Annotated in this window: 11 protein-coding genes and 1 pseudogene; 4 read left to right on the top strand and 8 right to left on the bottom strand. The window is 70.6% G+C overall.

Translation table 11 applies throughout. The features are described from left to right. Positions 1-772: 772 nt before the first annotated feature. Together ACFVYN_RS31065 and ACFVYN_RS31060 are read right to left on the bottom strand one after the other, a co-directional pair. A complete protein-coding gene (locus tag ACFVYN_RS31065; protein ID WP_390004579.1) occupies positions 773-1,516 on the bottom strand; it encodes an HNH endonuclease family protein in 744 nt (247 codons plus the stop codon). Positions 1,517-1,646: 130 nt separating this feature from the next. Beyond that, positions 1,647-1,889, bottom strand: a pseudogene (locus ACFVYN_RS31060) (hypothetical protein); the annotation flags it as partial. A 151-nt stretch (positions 1,890-2,040) separates the two neighbouring features. Between ACFVYN_RS31060 and ACFVYN_RS31055 the strand changes: the two are divergent. Continuing rightward, a complete protein-coding gene (locus ACFVYN_RS31055; RefSeq protein WP_390004512.1) occupies positions 2,041-2,190 on the top strand; it encodes an antitoxin in 150 nt (49 codons plus the stop codon). 112 nt (positions 2,191-2,302) lie between these two features. Here ACFVYN_RS31055 and ACFVYN_RS31050 read toward each other — a convergent pair whose 3' ends face one another. From ACFVYN_RS31050 to ACFVYN_RS31035, 4 genes are all read right to left on the bottom strand, one after another. Next, entirely contained in the window at positions 2,303-2,911 is a 609-nt protein-coding gene (locus tag ACFVYN_RS31050; RefSeq protein WP_390004510.1) for a nucleotidyltransferase family protein, read from the bottom strand. 323 nt (positions 2,912-3,234) lie between these two features. Continuing rightward, a complete protein-coding gene (mfd, locus tag ACFVYN_RS31045; protein ID WP_390004508.1) occupies positions 3,235-6,765 on the bottom strand; it encodes a transcription-repair coupling factor in 3,531 nt (1,176 codons plus the stop codon). Between the two features lie 329 nt (positions 6,766-7,094). Beyond that, entirely contained in the window at positions 7,095-9,674 is a 2,580-nt protein-coding gene (locus ACFVYN_RS31040; protein WP_390004505.1) for an ABC transporter permease, read from the bottom strand. Beyond that, positions 9,671-10,459 (bottom strand): ABC transporter ATP-binding protein, encoded by a 789-nt coding sequence (locus ACFVYN_RS31035; RefSeq protein ID WP_390004502.1) that lies wholly within the window; start codon positions 10,457-10,459, stop codon positions 9,671-9,673. The genes ACFVYN_RS31040 and ACFVYN_RS31035 overlap by 4 nt, the downstream gene beginning before the upstream one ends. Positions 10,460-10,862: 403 nt before the next feature. Here ACFVYN_RS31035 and ACFVYN_RS31030 point away from each other — a divergent pair, with 403 nt between their 5' ends. From ACFVYN_RS31030 to ACFVYN_RS31020, 3 genes are all read left to right on the top strand, one after another. Continuing rightward, positions 10,863-12,416, top strand: coding sequence for an MFS transporter (locus ACFVYN_RS31030; RefSeq protein WP_390004500.1), 1,554 nt, complete (start codon positions 10,863-10,865; stop codon positions 12,414-12,416). Between the two features lie 227 nt (positions 12,417-12,643). After that, positions 12,644-13,051 carry a DUF485 domain-containing protein gene (locus tag ACFVYN_RS31025; protein ID WP_390004497.1) on the top strand — a complete coding sequence of 136 codons (408 nt, stop codon included), beginning with the start codon at positions 12,644-12,646 and terminating at the stop codon, positions 13,049-13,051. Further along, a complete protein-coding gene (locus tag ACFVYN_RS31020) occupies positions 13,048-14,655 on the top strand; it encodes a cation acetate symporter (protein WP_390004495.1) in 1,608 nt (535 codons plus the stop codon). The genes ACFVYN_RS31025 and ACFVYN_RS31020 overlap by 4 nt, the downstream gene beginning before the upstream one ends. A 222-nt stretch (positions 14,656-14,877) precedes the next feature. Here ACFVYN_RS31020 and ACFVYN_RS31015 read toward each other — a convergent pair whose 3' ends face one another. Together ACFVYN_RS31015 and ACFVYN_RS31010 are read right to left on the bottom strand one after the other, a co-directional pair. Then, positions 14,878-15,765 (bottom strand): cellulose-binding protein, encoded by an 888-nt coding sequence (locus ACFVYN_RS31015; protein ID WP_390004493.1) that lies wholly within the window; start codon positions 15,763-15,765, stop codon positions 14,878-14,880. A gap of 220 nt (positions 15,766-15,985) precedes the next feature. Further along, positions 15,986-17,057: SUKH-4 family immunity protein (locus ACFVYN_RS31010; RefSeq protein WP_390004491.1), on the bottom strand; the 1,072-nt coding region annotated here is incomplete at its 5' end.

Below are 17,057 nucleotides of genomic sequence, written 5' to 3'. Positions count from 1 at the left end.
AGAAGTAGCGCGACACCGCGACGGGCGCGCCGTGTACGGCGGGTGGAGCGGACACGGCTGAAGGGCCGAACGCGCACGGCTGGGACTCCCGGACTCGGATGGGCACAACGGGGCAGGGCCCGATACCAGTTGACGCACTGACAGAGAGGCCGGAGGAACGGAGAGATCTTGCCCGTTGTAAACAAAGAGTGAATAGAGCAAATGAGCGAACTTGGGTGGCGTTTGACCGTTCCTTGCGGAACCTGTCCACTTTGCTCCTGGCGCCCCTTTGCTCCTTTCGGAAATCTTTGCGATTCCATTGACGAGAACGCATCAGGCATGGCCATGACGTGAGACGGTCGGCCTGTGAGGTGATCACCTGGTGGCGGGTCAGGACGCGGCGGCTGAGGTCCCTCTGATGGATGACGTGGCGATCGGGCCGCCGGCGACGACCTTCCCCGACGGGATGGTCCGGGTGGCGCTCGCGGGTCCGGCGCGTGCGCGCTCAGCAGGCCGTGGCGAACCCGTGCCGGCATGGTCGCCCATCAGGCCCGGGTAAGCCCTGCGCCCGGAGGCCCGCAGCAGACTCGACACCGCCTTCATCACCCGCACCTACCTGGGCGGCATCGCAGGATCCTCGTTCGGGGTACGGGCGTACGGCGAGGCCGGGTGGTGGGGCGTGCGCGCACTCGTGGCGCTGCTCAGCCCGGAGGCCCGGAACGACGTGAGGCCGGTCACGGACCGCTGCCGGGCAGCAGCCGATCCAGCCTCGTCGAGAAACCCGTGCCGCATGTCAACCGCCGCACTGGCGCAGCATCATCTGTTTGTCGGGGGCGGTGACCGGCATCTCGTACTTGACGGCGACCTGAGCGAACCGGACCACGTAGGCGCACCTGATCTGTTTGTTGGGCGGCAGCCAGGACGCGGGTCCGGAATCACCCTTGGCCGAGTTGGCTCGCCCCTGGACCGGAATCAGATTGAGCACGTCGTTCGCAAGCTGTTTGCGCTTGTTCTCCGGCCAGCGCGACGAACCCATCTGCCAACTGTAGGACAGCGGCACCACGTGATCTATCTGCACCGCAGAAGCCTGCTGCTTGCGCCACTCGATGGTCGTCCCGGTGTACGGGTCGTGCAGCGTCATGGCGACGACCACGCAGTCGGAACCGGCTCGGAAACGAAGGTTCAGGCCATCACGATGGATGAGATCGTCTCGCGTGTCACACCCGTTCCTGGCCAACGGCACCCCGTCGGCCGTGTCCATCCAGGCGTACCCGAACTTGTCGCGGGCGTAGCCCGTCTTGGGGCCCCGCCCCTTTGTGGACAACTCCTCGATGAGCTTGCGCGCCGCAGCCCTGTCCGCGCCCGTCGTCACGGGTGCAAGGCCTGGCTTCGTGCCATCGGGGTTCTTGAGCGGACTGACCGCCCGTCCATCCGGCGCAGCCGCGCCTGCACCCGCACCCGCACCCGTACCCGTCGAGGAGCCGTCCGCGCCGAGATCTTCGCATCCCGAACAGAGGAGAACGGCGGCTGCCGCCACCGCCGCGGCGCGGACGAAGCGTATGTTCCCGGCACCCTTGTGCCTCACGTCCCTCTCAGCAAGCACAGCTCACGACTCCCGACTTGAGCTGCACGAACACCTGGGCCACCCGACGAAGCACAGACATAACGCGGGTGTCGCAGTCGTTCGAGTCGGTGTCCGCCCACGCGGTGCCGAACCCGTCCCGCTGGTAACCCGTCTTGGGCGCCCGCCCCTTCACGGTGAGCGACTCCGCGGCGGTGAGCGCCGCACCCGAACCGGCGGCACCTCCGGTCCCCTCGGGCCCACCGGCCCCTGTGGTCGTATCCGCCTTGCACCCGGCCACGGCGAACACCATCCCGACGGCAGCCGCGGCCCCGCCCCTCAGACGCATCACGTGCGCCCCTCCCCTTGCAACCCGGTCCGCCCCCGCAGGGAGCGCCTTCCCGCGAACGACGCCGCGCACACCGTAGCGAGCGGGCACACCGCGGCATTCAGGAGGTCCAGACCATCCACCCCTCAATGGGTTCAAGAGCAACCGCGAGGTGCAGGACAAGGGCAAGAACCCGTCCGACATGGCGGAACGGAAGGTCAACGGCCGAACGGGCAACAAGTACGAGGGCCAGGTCGACGACGCGCAGCAGAAGACCGAAGGGTCGCTCGGCATGGACCGCGACAGGCCCGAACAACCGTAGGACCCGAGCAGCCGTAAGACCCGAACGCGCTCCCCATTCACACTTCACACGCTGAACGAGAGGCCGTCCGCCAAGACCCGTCTCCCGCGGGCGGCTTCGCGTGCCAGAGGGGTCATGCGGGTGGACCGGCCGGCCACGGCAGCACCGTGAGCTCCGGCCATTCCTCCTTCCAGCGCGCGGTCTTGGCCTCGTAGACCGCTTTCGGGGCGAGCACCGGGTTGGGCCGGACGACGAGGTTGAACACGTCGGACAGTCCATGGGGCGCGTAGACCCGCCACTGCCCGTCGGGCTCCAGCCGCACGCCCAGACAGCACGTGGTCGCGGCGAAGCGGTCGATGGCGGTCTCGGTGGAGTCGTGCGGCGGGCAGGGCACTTTGAACTTCCGCTCGTACCAGAGGTGCACCCGGGCCTCGTTGCGGATCTCCACCTCGGCCCGCAGGCCGTCGAACGCCTCCTGGCCCGCCTTGATCACGGCGTCCTCGGCCGCCCAGGAGAGATCGGTGTCGTCGAAGTAGAAGACGTCGTAGTCCCTGATGCCCTGGGCCGGGGGCCTGCCGGTGACCACGTTCCACACGGTCTGGAACAGGCAGCCCGCCGTCACGTACCAGCCCGGCAGGTCGAGCGTCGCCGTCCTGGCCATCACCTCGGTGAGGATCTCGTTGCGGCCGAGCGTGGAACGGAACGCGTCCAGTTGTTCCGTGAGGGGAAGTCGTCCGAGCATCCGTCCTGACTATCACGGTCAGACCTTGCCGATGCCCGGCGCCGTCTCCGACGAGAGCCCTGCGCAGGCCGGCACCGCGACCCAGAAGTCGCCTAGCAGGTCCGGGAGTCGGGTCACGTCGGCGGGCGCTGCACGGTCGGGGACCCGCCGCTCAGGCCCACCCGGGGCGGGCGGCCGACGGCCCGACCGCCGGTCACCCCACCATCGCGTCCACGCAACCGACGCCCGGCCCCGACCCTCCCGTCAAGGCCACGACACGACCGTCACGACCCCGCAAGGCCACGACACGACCGTCACGACCCCGCAAGGCCACGTCATGACCGTCACGACCCCAGGATCGACGTCAGGAATTCTCCCACCCAACCGAGCAACTCCCGCCCGACCAGCGGCTTTCCGCCCACCTTCGCGGTCTTCGGGCGCGGTACCAGCACCTGGTGCAGGGCCGGCTTGATGACGGTGCCCGGGTAGAGCCGCTTGAGCCGCAGCTCCTGGGACTCGCGCAACTCCACCGGTGCGAAGCGGATGTTGGTGCCCTGGAGGACGACCTCGCCGACGCCACACGCGCGTGCCAGCATCCGAAGGGCCGCCACCAGCAGCAGGTTCTCCACCGGCTCGGGCAACTTGCCGTAGCGGTCGACGAGTTCCTCGCGTACGGCCTTGATGTCCTCCTCGGTGTTCACCGAGGCGATCGCGCGGTAGGCCTGCAGACGCAGCCGCTCGCCCGGCGCGTAGTCGTGCGGGACGTGCGCGTCGACCGGGAGCTCGATCTTGACCTCCAGCGGCGGCTCCTCCTCGACTCCGCCCTCCAGGGAGGCCCGGTAGTCGGCGACGGCCTCACCGACCATGCGGACATACAGGTCGAAGCCGACGCCCGCGATGTGCCCGGACTGCTCGCCGCCGAGGAGGTTGCCCGCGCCGCGGATCTCCAGGTCCTTCATCGCCACGTACATGCCCGCGCCCATCTCGGTGTGCTGGGCGATCGTCGCCAGCCGTTCGTGCGCCGTCTCCGTCAGCGGCTTCTCCGGCGGGTACAGGAAGTACGCGTAACCGCGCTCACGGCCACGGCCCACCCGGCCGCGCAGCTGGTGCAGCTGGGACAGGCCGAAGTTGTCGCCGCGCTCCACGATCAGCGTGTTCGCGTTGGAGATGTCGATGCCCGACTCGACGATCGTGGTCGACACCAGCACGTCGAACTTCTTCTCCCAGAAGTCGACGACGACCTGCTCCAGGGCCTGCTCCGTCATCTGGCCGTGGGCGATGGCGATGCGCGCCTCGGGGACGATCTCCCGCAGCCGGGCCGCCGCGCGGTCGATCGACTCCACCCGGTTGTGGATGTAGAAGACCTGGCCCTCGCGCAGCAGTTCACGGCGGATGGCCGCGCCGATCTGCTTCTCCTCGTACGGTCCGACGAAGGTGAGCACCGGGTGGCGCTCCTCCGGGGGCGTGGTGATCGTCGACATCTCGCGGATGCCGGTGACCGCCATCTCCAAGGTCCTGGGGATCGGCGTCGCGGACATGGTCAGCACGTCGACGTTGGCGCGGAGCTTCTTCAGCTGCTCCTTGTGCTCGACGCCGAAGCGCTGCTCCTCGTCGACGATGACCAGGCCGAGGTCCTTGAACCTGGTCTCCGAGGAGAACAGCCGGTGGGTGCCGATGACGACGTCCACCGAGCCCTCGCGCAGGCCCTCCAGGGTGGCCTTGGCCTCGGTGTCGGTCTGGAAGCGGCTGAGCGCCTTCACGACCACGGGGAACTGGGAGTACCGCTCGCTGAACGTCCCGAAGTGCTGCTGCACCAGCAGGGTCGTGGGGACGAGGACGGCGACCTGCTTGCCGTCCTGGACGGCCTTGAAGGCGGCCCTGACCGCGATCTCCGTCTTGCCGTAGCCGACGTCGCCGCAGACCAGGCGGTCCATGGGGACCGACTTCTCCATGTCCTCCTTGACCTCGGCGATGGTGGTGAGCTGGTCGGGCGTCTCCGCGTACGGGAAGGCGTCCTCCAGCTCGCGCTGCCAGGGGGTGTCCGGGCCGAAGGTGTACCCGGGGGCCGCCATGCGCGCGCTGTACAGCTTGATCAGGTCGGCGGCGATCTCCTTGACGGCCTTCTTCGCGCGCGCCTTGGTCTTGGTCCAGTCGGCGCCGCCGAGCCTGTGCAGCGTGGGGGACTCGCCGCCGACGTACTTGGTGATCTGCTCCAGCTGGTCGGTGGGGATGTAGAGCCGGTCGCCGGGCTGGCCGCGCTTGGCGGGGGCGTACTCGACGACGAGGTACTCGCGCGTGGCGCCCTGCACGGTCCGCTGGACCATCTCGATGTAGCGGCCGACGCCGTGCTGTTCGTGGACGATGTAGTCGCCCGCCTCCAGGGTGAGCGGGTCGATCGTCTTGCGGCGCCGGGCGGGCATCCGGGCGCCGTCCTTGCCGGCCGCCTTCTGCCCGGTCAGGTCGGTCTCGGTCAGGACGGCGAGTCTGAGCGCCGGGTCGACGAAGCCGTACTCGATGGAGCCGCACGCCACATGCACGACGGACGGGCTCAGGGATTCGAGCTCCGCGTCGAGGCGGGCCGCGATGCCCTCGCCGCCGAGCACCTCGACGGTGCGGGCCGCGGGGCCGTGCGCCTCGGTCACGAAGACCGCGCGCCAGCCGTCGGCGAGCCAGCCCTTGGTGTCGGCGAGCGCCTTGGCGGTGTCGCCGCGATAGGTCTCGGGCGCGTGCATGCCGAGCTTGAGGGTGTCCGCCTCCAGTTCGAGGTCCGCGGCGAACGGCGACACCGACCACCACATCATGTCCAGCTCGCGCGCGCGGTCGCGGACATCGGCGATGGACCACAGGGAGGCCGCGCCCACGTCGATGGGCGCCTCGCCGCCGCCCGCGGTGGCCGCCCAGGACGCCTGGAGGAACTCCTGCGAGGTGGCCACGAGGTCGGACGCGCGCGTGCGGACCCGCTCCGGATCACACACGACGGCCATGGAGCCCTTGGGCAGGACGTCGATCAGGAGCTCCATGTCGTCGACGAGGACGGGAGCCAGGGACTCCATGCCCTCCACGGCGATCCCCTCGGCGATCCTGCCGAGCAGGTCGCCGAGCTCCGGGTGCTCCTCGGCAAGGGCGCGCGCACGTGCGCGTACGTCGTCCGTCAGGAGCAGTTCGCGGCAGGGCGGGGCCCACAGGCCGTGATCGGCGACCTCAAGGGAGCGCTGGTCGGCGACCTTGAAGTAGCGGATCTCCTCGACGTCGTCGCCCCAGAACTCCACGCGCAGGGGGTGTTCCTCGGTGGGCGGGAAGACGTCGAGGATGCCGCCACGTACGGCGAACTCGCCGCGCTTCTCGACGAGTTCCACACGCGCGTACGCGGCGGCGGCGAGGGCCTCCACGACCGCGTTCAGATCGGCGGTCTGGCCGGTGCGCAGGGCCACCGGTTCCAGGTCGCCGAGGCCCTTGACCTGCGGCTGGAGCACGGAGCGTACGGGCGCGACGACCACGGAGACCGGGCCGGTCTCGGGGTCGTCGGGGCGGGGGTGGGACAGGCGCCGCAGGACGGCCAGACGCCGGCCGACGGTGTCGGAGCGGGGACTGAGGCGCTCGTGCGGGAGGGTCTCCCAGGACGGGTACTCCACGACCCCTTCCGAGGGGAGCAGGGAGCGCAGGGCCGCGGCCAGGTCCTCGGCCTCGCGGCCCGTCGCCGTCACCGCGAGCACCGGCCGGCCGGCCTCCCGCGCGAGCGCGGCGATCGCGAAGGGGCGGGCCGCCGGGGGGCCGACCAGGTCGACGTGCATGCGGTTGCCGTCCTGGGCCGCCGTGATCGCTTCCGCGAGGGCGGGATCCTTGACGACGGCGTCGAGCAGACCGTGCAGGCTCATTCTGGGCGGCTTTCGTCCGGGGGCTTTCGGGTGGTGGGCAACGCGAAGGGCCCGACACAACGAAGGGCCGGGGGGTCTCCAGCCTACGACGGCGTCGGCCCGGCCGTCGGAGCCTGTGGACAACCCTGCCCCGCCCGCGAGTGCCCTGTGGACAACTCCGTCTCACCCCCGGGTGCCCGGTGGACGGCGAAGAACCCGCGAGCTGTTCCCCGGGGACGGCGAAGAACCCGCGAACTGCTCCCCGGGGACGGCAAAGAACCCGGCGCCGAGAAGTCCCCCGTGACTTCTCGGCGCCGGGCGTTCCCCGCGTTCCCCCGTCCCAGGGGTGGCTACTCGGTCGCGATGGCGTTCAGGACGTTCATCCGGCCCGCCCTGAAGGCCGGGACAAGGGCGGCGAACAGGCCCACGAAGGCCGAGCCGACGAAGACCCCGATGATCGTCGGCCAGGGGATGTCCAGGACCTTCAGGCCCTCCAGGGCGAGGAGCTTCTGGGCGGTGGCGCCCCAGCCCATGCCCAGACCCAGCCCCAGCAGTGCGCCGAAGAGCGCGATCACCACCGACTCCATGCGGATCATCCGCCGCAGCTGGCGCCGCGAGAGGCCGATCGCCCGCATGAGGCCGATCTCCCGGGTCCGCTCGACCACGGAGAGCGCCAGGGTGTTCACGACACCCAGGATCGCGACGATGATCGCGAGGGCCAGCAGGCCGTAGATCATGTTCAGAAGCCCCCCGATCTGATCCTTGAAGGCTTGCTTGTAGTCGGTCTGGTCGCGCACGGTGTACTGCGGGTAGTCGTGCAGCGCCGACTTCAGGGACTTGTACGCGGCGTCCTGCTGCCCGTCCTTGGCGTTGGCGAAGACCAACTGGTCGAGCGGCATCTTGTCGGCCGGCACGTACTTGGCGAGGGTGGCGATCGAGATGTACTTCGAGCCCGCGTCGATGACGACGTCGCTGCTGGTGATCGCCCGGACCGTCAGCTCGGCGGTCGCGCCGTCCTTGAAGGCGACCTTGATCTTCGAGCCCAGGTGGATGCCGTGCGCCTTGGCGAACTTCTCGTGCACGGACATCGAGTCGGCCTTGTAGGCGTCGGCGAGCTCGCCCGCCACCGTCTTGGTCTGCAGGTCGGTCGCGTACGTCGGGTCGGCCGCCGTGATGTCGGTGTCCTTGAGCGTCTTGCCGTCGGGGGTCGTGTAGTCGGCCTCCGTGGTCCTGTACTCGGTGACGTGCGCCAGGCCCGGCGTGGCCTTCACGGCCCTGACCGCGGCCGGGGTGACCAGCTGTCCGCTGTCGGACTGGATGATGAAGTCCGTGCCGACCGTCTTGTCGAGCTCGTCCGTCGCCGAGGCGACCATGGACGAGCCGACGACCGACAGACAGGCGACGAGCGCGAGGCCGATCATCAGGGCGGCGCCCGTGGCACCGGTACGGCGCGGGTTGCGCAGGGCGTTGCGCTCGGCCAGGCGGCCGATCGGGCCGAACATCCTGAGGACGATCGCGCCCAGGACACGCACCACGGCGCCGGCGAGCAGCGGTCCGATGACGACGAAGCCGATCAGGGTGAGCACCACGCCGAGGCCGAGCCACAGGGAGCCCTGGCTCGCCTTGTCGGCGGACGCGGCCACATACAGGCTGTAAGCGCCGGCTCCGGTCAGGACCGTGCCGAGCAGGGCCCGTACGCGGCCCGCCTTGGCGTCGGCCGGGGCGCCCGCGTCGCGCAGGGCGGCCATCGGGGAGACCTTGCCGGCGCGGCGGGCCGGCAGCCAGGCGGCGAGGACGGTGACGACCACGCCGAGCAGCAGGCCGACCACGGGGGTCGTCCAGGCGATGGTCAGGTCGCTGGCCGACAGGTGTATGCCCAGGGAGCCCATGAGCTTCATCAGCCCGACCGCGAGCCCGACGCCCGCGCCGACCCCGAGCACCGACCCGAACACGCCCAGCAGGAGCGCCTCGACCAGCACGGACCGGTTGACCTGTCCGCGGGAGGAGCCGACGGCCCGCATCAGCCCGATCTCCCTCGTCCGCTGCGCGACCAGCATCGAGAAGGTGTTGATGATCAGGAAGATGCCGACGAGGAAGGCGATCCCGGCGAAGCCGAGCATCGCGTACTTCATGACGTTCATGAAGCCCTCGACGTCCTTCTGGTTGGCGTCGGCGGTCTCCTTGGCCGTCTGCACCTTGTAGGTGCCGCCGAGTTCGGCGGCGACGTTCTTCTTGAGCTGTGCGTCGGTGACCCCGGACGCGGCCGTGACGTTGACGTTCGTGAACACGTTCGACGCGCCGACGAGCGTCTTCTGGGCGGTCCTGGTGTCCAGGTAGAAGATCGCCGCACCGGGGTTGGTGACCTGGAACTCCGCGACGCCGGAGATCTTCGCGGTGTGGGTGCCGACCGCGCTGATCACGCCGATCTCGTCACCGAGCTTCAGGTGGTGCTTGTCGACGGTGTCCTTGTCGACCATGACCTGGCCGGAGTTCTTCGGCGCCGCGCCGGAGGTGATCTTCATGGTGCGGGCGTCGTTGCGGTTCCAGTTGCCGACGATGGTCGGGCCGCCGCCGGACGGCGAGAGGCTGTCCTTGTCGGTGTCCACGACGGTCACCGAGGTCGAGAAGACGGTCCCCTCCGCCGTCTTCACGCCCTGCGCCTGGCGCACCTTGGCGAGCACGGAGGCCGGCATGACCGGCGGCTTGCCGTTGTCCGAGGTCGTCTCGCCGCTGTCGGAGGCGCCCTTGGCGCTCACCGTCACGTCCGAGGACGTGGCCGCGAAGAGCTTGTCGAAGGTGGTGTTCATGGTGTCGGTGAACACCAGCGTCCCGCAGACGAAGGCCACCGACAGCAGGACCGCCACGGCCGACAGGGCCATGCGTCCCTTGTGCGCGAAGAAGTTGCGCATGGAGGTCTTCATGACGGTCATGACGTGCGCCCCCGGGCGTCGAAGTCCTTCATGCGGTCCAGGACGGCCTCCGCGGTCGGCTTGTACATCTCGTCGACGATCCGGCCGTCGGCGAGGTACAGCACGCGGTCCGAGTAGGAGGCGGCCACCGGGTCGTGCGTGACGATCACGATGGTCTGCCCGAGCTCGTCGACGGAGCGGCGCAGGAAGCCCAGCACCTCGGCACCCGCGCGCGAGTCGAGGTTTCCGGTCGGCTCGTCACCGAAGATGATCTCGGGACGGGCGGCCAGGGCGCGGGCCACGGCGACCCGCTGCTGCTGTCCGCCGGAGAGCTGGGTGGGCCGGTGCTTGAGCCGGTCCGAGAGCCCCACGGTGTCGACGACCTGCGCGAGCCACTGCTTGTCCGGCTTGCGGCCGGCGATGTCCATGGGCAGCGTGATGTTCTCGAGCGCGTTGAGCGTCGGCAGCAGGTTGAAGGCCTGGAAGATGAACCCGACCCGGTCCCGGCGCAGTTGGGTGAGCTTCTTGTCCTTCAGGCCGGTGATCTCGGTGTCGTCGAGGTAGATCTGACCGCTCGTGACGGTGTCGAGTCCGGCGAGGCAGTGCATGAGCGTGGACTTGCCGGACCCCGAGGGCCCCATGATCGCGGTGAACTGTCCGCGAGCGATGTCCACGTCCACCTGGTCCAGGGCGACGACCCGGGTCTCGCCGGACCCGTACGCCTTGACGACCTGCCGTGCCCGCGCGGCAACGGCCGTACGCCCTCCAGTGCCCCCGTGCCTGGTGATGGTTACAGCCGATGTCACGGTATGTCTCCTATATCGGTCAGCCAATGAGCCGCCGGGAGCGCCCGGCGTGCGGTAAGTGCTGGTGCGTGTGCTTGGTACGGCGTTCAGTCTGGTGCCGTGAGGTGGTGCGGCGCGCTGGTGCTCAGCACCCTCTTCTACGGGGGAAAACCCCACCCCCGTCGATCCGGTCGCCCCTCCCCCACCGCTCCCCAGCGGCGTAAAGCCAGGTTAAGGACGTGCCGTGGCCCTTCTCCTCCTCCGGCGGTACGAACCCTCCCCCAGCCGTAGTGCGGAGGTACCCCTAGGGGCAGTCCACCGCCGGGTGGAGGCGATCTAGGGGTCGGCTCCACCCCCCGCCGCACCGAGACTGCCCCCTGCCGCCGCGTGAGGGGCAAGTGGGAGAGTGGTCGCCGGCAGATAGATGCAGGGGGAAGGAATCCGCGTGGACGACACGAAGCCGGCGATACGGGAGCCCGCGCGGCAGGTCTCCACGAACCGGCGCGGGGCTGTCGTGGCCGCCCTGATGCTCGCGATGGCACTCGCGGCCCTGGACGCCACCATCGTCTCCACGGCGGTCCCGCAGATCGTCGGTGACCTGGGCGGCTTCTCGGTCTTCTCCTGGCTGTTCTCCGGCTATCTGCTGGCCGTGACGGTGACGCTGCCGGTGTACGGCAAGCTGTCCGACACCTTTGGGCGCAAGCCGGTGCTGATCGCGGGCTCGGCGGTGTTCCTGCTCGGCTCGCTGCTGTGCGCGGTGGCGTGGAACATGGGGGCGCTGATCGCGTTCCGGATCGTCCAGGGGCTCGGCGGCGGGGCCCTGCAGGGCACGGTCCAGACGCTCGCCGCCGATCTGTACCCGCTGGAGGAACGCCCGAAGATCCAGGCCAGGCTGTCCACGGTGTGGGCGGTGGCGGCGGTCGCGGGGCCGGGGATCGGCGGGGTGCTCGCGGCGTACGCCGACTGGCGGTGGATCTTCCTGGTCAACCTGCCGATCGGCGCGGTGGCGCTGTGGCTGATCACCCGTCACCTGCACGAGCCGCAGCGCTCCTTGCGCGGAACGACGGCCACGCGTACGCGTGTCGACTGGGCGGGCGCGCTCGCGGTGTTCGCGTGCGGGGGCGTGCTGCTGACGGCGCTCGTGCAGGGCGGGGTGGCCTGGCCGTGGCTGTCGTGGCCGTCACTGGGCCTGTTCGGCACGGGACTTGCCCTGGTGGCCGCCGTGGTCCTGATCGAACGCCGGGCGGCCGAGCCGATCATCCCCGGCTGGGTGTGGCGCCGCCGCACGATCGCCGCGGTGAACCTGGCCCTCGGCTTCCTGGGCCTCCTCATGGTCGCCCCCACGGTCTTCCTGCCGACGTACGCCCAGTCGGTACTCGGCCTCGCACCGGTCGCCGCCGGATTCGTGCTGTCCGTATGGACGTTGAGCTGGCCGGTGTCGGCGGCCCTGAGCCAGCACGTCTACCGGCGCATCGGCTTCCGCAACACGGCGATGCTGGGCATCGGCACGGCGGCCCTGATCCTCTTCGCCTTTCCCTTCCTGCCCTACCCGGGCGCGGCCTGGCAGCCGACGCTGCTGATGCTCCTTCTGGGCGGCGCCCTGGGCCTGTTCCAACTCCCCCTGATCGTCGGGGTCCAGTCGACCGTCGGCTGGGCGGAACGCGGCACGACGACGGCCTCCGTCCTCTTCTGCCGCCAGACCGGCCAGACGGTGGGCGCGGCGGTCTTCGGCGCGGTCGCGAACGGCGTCCTGGCAAGTCGCCTGGGCGGCGCGAGCGACCTCGACTCCGTCACGCGCGCGTTGGACGCCGGCCCGGCCCCGGAGGCCACCCGCGCGGCCATCGCGGAGGCGGTGCACACGGTGTACGTGGGCGCGGGCTGCGCGGCGGCCCTGGCGTTCACGGTGCTGCTGGTGCTGGCGCCGCGGCGGTTTCCCGGTGCTCGAGGAGCACTGAGCGAGCCCTCGGCCACCGGCTGAAGCACACGCGAAGTAAGGACCCGAGCACGCTCCGGTGAGACCAAAAGTCGGAGTTAACGGGGGTAACACCGCAGGTCAGGGAAGTAAGCGCATACCGACCGATCAGTTTGTCGAAAGGGGTGTACAACTCCGGACCGCCGAGTAACGTGCGGGGCTCCGCTCCCCCGTCCACCCCCCAACTCCCTGCGGTCCGCCGCGCCGGACCCGAGCCTCGCAAGGAGCACCGGGTGTCCTACGACCCGTCACAGCCGTACCCCACCTATCCATGGCAGCCTCCCGCCCCGCCGCCGGAACCGGCCCGGCACCGCCCGCGCCACCGCGATCCGCTCGGCCACCACAGCGACCTGCGGATCCTGCGCAGCGCCTACCGCTGGCAGCGGCGCACCGCCACGCTCACCGCGCTCGGCTACTTCACGCTCTTCCTGGTGCTGTCCGCGTACGCGCCGTCCTTCATGGCGAGCAGCGTCACCGACGGGCTGCCCACAGGACTGCTCCTCGCCCTGCTCCAACTGCCCGTGACCTGGCTGGCGATCGCCGTGTACGAGCACACCGCGCGCCGCTACGTCGACCCGCTCGCGGACCGCATCCGCAAGCAGTCCGAGGTGGACGCCCGGCGAGGGGCGGCGGCGCGATGACCGGCTTCAGCGACTCCGCGCAGGCGATGAGCCTGGTGGCGTTCTCCGCCGTCGCCACCATCACCCTCCTGCTGTGCGTGATGACCGGCCCGGACGGCGACGACCTCGACGAGTTCTACACCGGCTACAGCTCCCTGTCCGCCCTGCGCAACGGCCTCGCCATCGCGGGCGACTACATCTCCGCCGCGACCGTCCTCGGCACGGGCGGGGTCATCGCGCTGTGCGGCTACGACGGCATCGTCCTCGCCCTGAGCACGGTCCTGTCGCTGATGCTGCTGATGTTCCTGCTGGCCGAACCCCTGCGCAACGCGGGCCGGTTCACCATGGGCGACGCGCTCGCCCGCCGGATGCCGGGACGTGCGGTACGCGTCGCCGCGTGCGTGGTCACCCTCGCCGCGCTGCTGCCGCTGATGCTGGTGCAGCTCGCCGGCGCCGGCCAACTGCTGGCGTTCATCCTGGGGTTCTCCGGCGACTCCCTGAAGACGGGCTTCATCATCGGCCTGGGCATCCTGATGATCTGTTACGCGGCCATCGGGGGCATGAAGGGCACCGCCCTCATCCAGATCATGAAGATCGTCATGCTCCTCGGCTCGGGCGCCGTGATCGCCGTACTCGTGATGAGCCGGTTCGACTGGAACCCCGCGGCGCTGTTCGACACGGCGGCCCGGCAGAGCGGGGTGGGGCCGGGCTATCTGCGCTCCGGCCTTGAGTTCGCGGGCGGGCCGTACCCGCGCCTCGACATGATCACCTCGCAGCTCGCGGTCGTCATCGGCGGGGCCTGTCTGCCGCACGTCACCATGCGCATGTACACCGCGTCCAGTGCCCGTCAGGTACGGCGTTCGATGTCCTGGGCGGTGTCGGCGGTGGCCGTGTTCGTGCTGGTCATCACGGTCGTCGGGGTCGGGGCGACGGCGATGATCGGGCGGACGGTGATCGCGGAGGCGGATCCGCGGGGCAATACGGCGTATCTGCTGGGCTCGCGGGCGGTGTTCGGGCCCGAGGTGTCGACCGGCGAGACGTTTCTCTTCACCGCGGTCACCACGGCGCTCTTCCTCACCCTGCTCGCGTCGGTCGCCGGCATGATCCTCGCCTGCGCCAACTCCCTCGCGCACGACGTGTTCGCGGCACGGGCCCGGTCGATGCCGGCGCATCGGGAGATCCTGCTGGCCCGGGTGTCCGCGCTGGCAGTCGGGGTCCCCACGATCTTCCTCGCGACGCTGATCCAGCACCGGAGTCTGCAGCCGCTGGTGATCCTGTCCTTCTGCGTCGGCGCGTCCGCGCTGGCGCCTGCGCTGGTGTACGCCCTCTTCTGGCGGCGCTACACGCGAACGGGGCTGCTGTGCACGCTGATCGGCGGCACGGTGACGGTGCTCCTGCTGATGCCGGGCACGAATCTCGTCTCCGGCTCACCTGTGTCCGCCTTCCCCGAGGCCGACTTCAACTGGCTGCCGTTCACGACGACGGGGCTGGTGTCGATTCCGGCGGGCTTCTTGTTCGGGTGGCTGGGGACGGTCGTCTCGGGGCGACGGAAGGCGGAGGAGCAGCGGCGGCAGTACGAGGCGGTGGAGGGGTTGATCTTGGCGGGGGCTGTGCGGAGGGGGTGAGCCGGGGTTGTGTGTCGGGTGCCGGTGCGTGGGGGCTGGTCGCGCAGTTCCCCGCGCCCCTGGGTGGGTGCAGGTGACCGGCGCCGGGCCTGTGCCGCCAGCCCGGCCGCCCTGACCGGCCCGGCTAGTTCGGCGTCGGGTCGGTGGTGCTGGGCGCGCAGTTCCCCGCGCCCCTGGGTGGGTCGGGTGACCGGCGTCGGGTCTGTGCCGCCGGCCCGGGTGTCATTCCGTTGCTGCTCTTCCCGTGAGGGCCGTCAGGCTGCTGCGTACGTGGTCCATCTGGGCTTGCATCTCGTCCCAGCGTTCCGCGTTCTCCCGCAGTACCCGTTCCGTCTCGTCGGCGATCCGCTCCTCCCGGGCCCGCGCTTCCGCGAGGATCTCCGCCGCACGCGCGCGTGCGTCCTCCTCGCACCGGCCCAGCGATGCCTCCGCCTCCGCGAACTCCCGCCGCGCGTCCGACAGCGCCGCCTCCGCCCGCGCCACCCGTTCGGAGTCCCGCGCGTCCGCCTCGGTTGCCCGCTTCTCCTCGGCCCGCTCCACCTCCGCCCACCGCTCCGCGTGCTCCCTGGCCTGCTCGGCGAGCATCGCGATGGTGCGCTGGCGTACGTCGCGCAACGCGGCGAGCGCCTCCCCGCGCCCCTGTTTCACCTCACGCCGGGCGGTGACACGGATCTCGTCCGCCTCGGCGCGCGCGGCGAGCAGCCGCTGACGGGCGCGTTCGTCGGCCTCGGCGCGCACCGCATCGGCGTGCGCCTGCGCGGCACCCAGTACGCCGTCGGCGTGCGCTCGCGCCTCGTCCGTGAGGCGCTGCGCCTCCTGCCGCCCCCTCTCCCGAACCGCCGCGGCCTCCTCCTGCCCCAACTCGAAGAGCCGCCGCGCCCCCTCGCCGAGTGCCTCGTACGCCTGCGGGGCCAGCGTCGCCACGACCTCCCGCATCCGCACCGCCTCGGCCTCCATCTCCCGGGCCAGCACAGTGAGCCGGGCGGCCCGTTCCCAGGCGGCGTCACGGTCATGGGACAGGGCGGCGGCGTACGCGTCGACCTGTTCGGGGCGGTAGCCGCGCCCCCGTACGGCCACGAACCCCGGGGGCGACACCGCTGCGCTGCTCATCCTGGAACCCCTCTCCGTCGACCACACAAACGGGCGCGAAATGATGATTTCGCGCACATCTTGATGTATCGGACGGAAATGTTCATAACGCGACACTCCGCAGAAGGCCCGTGGTCGACACCCGGTCGTCGGGTCAGAGGGCGCGCACACAAAAGGGCCGGACCCGGTCACCGACCGGGTCCGGCCCTCCGCGCACGCGTGGCTCAGCGGCGGCGGGGCGTCACAGCAGCCCGTCCCACATCTGTTCGAGCAGCACCGACCACCAGCTCTCCGGTGAACCCAGCGCCGCCGGGTCGAGCGAGGCCAGCTGGGCCTGGAAGTCGACGGTCCAGCGGCCCGCCTGCTCCTGGTTCAGACCGAAGCGAAGCCGCCACATCCGGCCGAGCAGCGCCAGACACCGCTGGAACTCGGGCAGGCCCGTGTTCACGAACTGCGGCGGTACGGGCGCACCGCCCGGGCCGGACTCCACGGGTACGGCGACGATGTTCGCCGTGCCGTACTGCACACAGATCGCCTTGCCGAAGTCGCTGCCCATGACGAGGTACGAGCCCGCGTCGGAGGCCGGCCGCACCCCGCGCTCGGCCGCCAGCTCGGCCAGCGTCGGCACCGGCCGCCCCGGCTGGGCCTGGGCCCAGAAGAACGGGCCCATGTCCAACGGCAGCCCCGCCACGACCAGCGAGTGCGCGACGACCGGCGGTACGCCCTGGCGGTCCACCGCGACCTGCTCGAACCGGAAGATCCCCGGGCCGAACGCCCCCGCCAGTTCCTGCGCCACACCCTCCGGCGGGATCGGCGGCGCGGCCTGCACGGGCGGCAACGGCGCACGCACCGGCGCGGGGCGGGCGGGACCGTCCGCCACCTGGTGCAACTCGCCCTGGTGTGCCAGCAGTTGCTGCATGCCCTGCTGGCGGCTCGCGTGATCCGTGCCGTACGGGGCGATGCTCGCGATCCGCGCCTGCGGCCACTGTTCCCGGATCATCCGCGCGCAGTACGCCCCCGGGAGCTCGCAGGACTCCAACTCGGTGTGCAGCTCCAGCACTTGGTCCGGGGGCACGTTCATGCCGCGCAGCTCGTGGAAGATCTGCCACTCCGGGTGCGGCGTCCCCGGCGCCGACCGCCGGATCAACTGCTGCTCCGACCCGTCCTGCGCACGGTACCGAAGGACGGCCTGATACCCGGGCCCGACGGTGGGCTGCGACTGCTGGGGGTAGCCGTAGGCCGGGGGCGGAGCGGGGGCGGGGTGGCCCGGTGCGGGCTGCCCGGGTACGGGGTGCCCCTGTGCCGGCCGGCCG

It is taken from the genome of Streptomyces sp. NPDC058307 (genome assembly GCF_042880295.1).
In the GTDB taxonomy this organism is placed as follows: domain Bacteria; phylum Actinomycetota; class Actinomycetes; order Streptomycetales; family Streptomycetaceae; genus Streptomyces.
Note: the sequence above shows the minus strand (reverse complement) of the source record. Positions and strands in the feature narration are given on the sequence as shown.

What these genes read in the sequence shown, in the direction of transcription:
- ACFVYN_RS31050 (WP_390004510.1), bottom strand. Translation starts at nt 2,911, where the DNA reads ATGCTCGGACGACTTCCCCTCACGGAACAACTGGACGCGTTCCGTTCC.
- mfd (WP_390004508.1), bottom strand. Translation starts at nt 6,765, where the DNA reads ATGAGCCTGCACGGTCTGCTCGACGCCGTCGTCAAGGATCCCGCCCTC.
- ACFVYN_RS31040 (WP_390004505.1), bottom strand. Translation starts at nt 9,674, where the DNA reads ATGACCGTCATGAAGACCTCCATGCGCAACTTCTTCGCGCACAAGGGA.
- ACFVYN_RS31030 (WP_390004500.1), top strand. Translation starts at nt 10,863, where the DNA reads ATGCAGGGGGAAGGAATCCGCGTGGACGACACGAAGCCGGCGATACGG.
- ACFVYN_RS31020 (WP_390004495.1), top strand. Translation starts at nt 13,048, where the DNA reads ATGACCGGCTTCAGCGACTCCGCGCAGGCGATGAGCCTGGTGGCGTTC.
- ACFVYN_RS31015 (WP_390004493.1), bottom strand. Translation starts at nt 15,765, where the DNA reads ATGAGCAGCGCAGCGGTGTCGCCCCCGGGGTTCGTGGCCGTACGGGGG.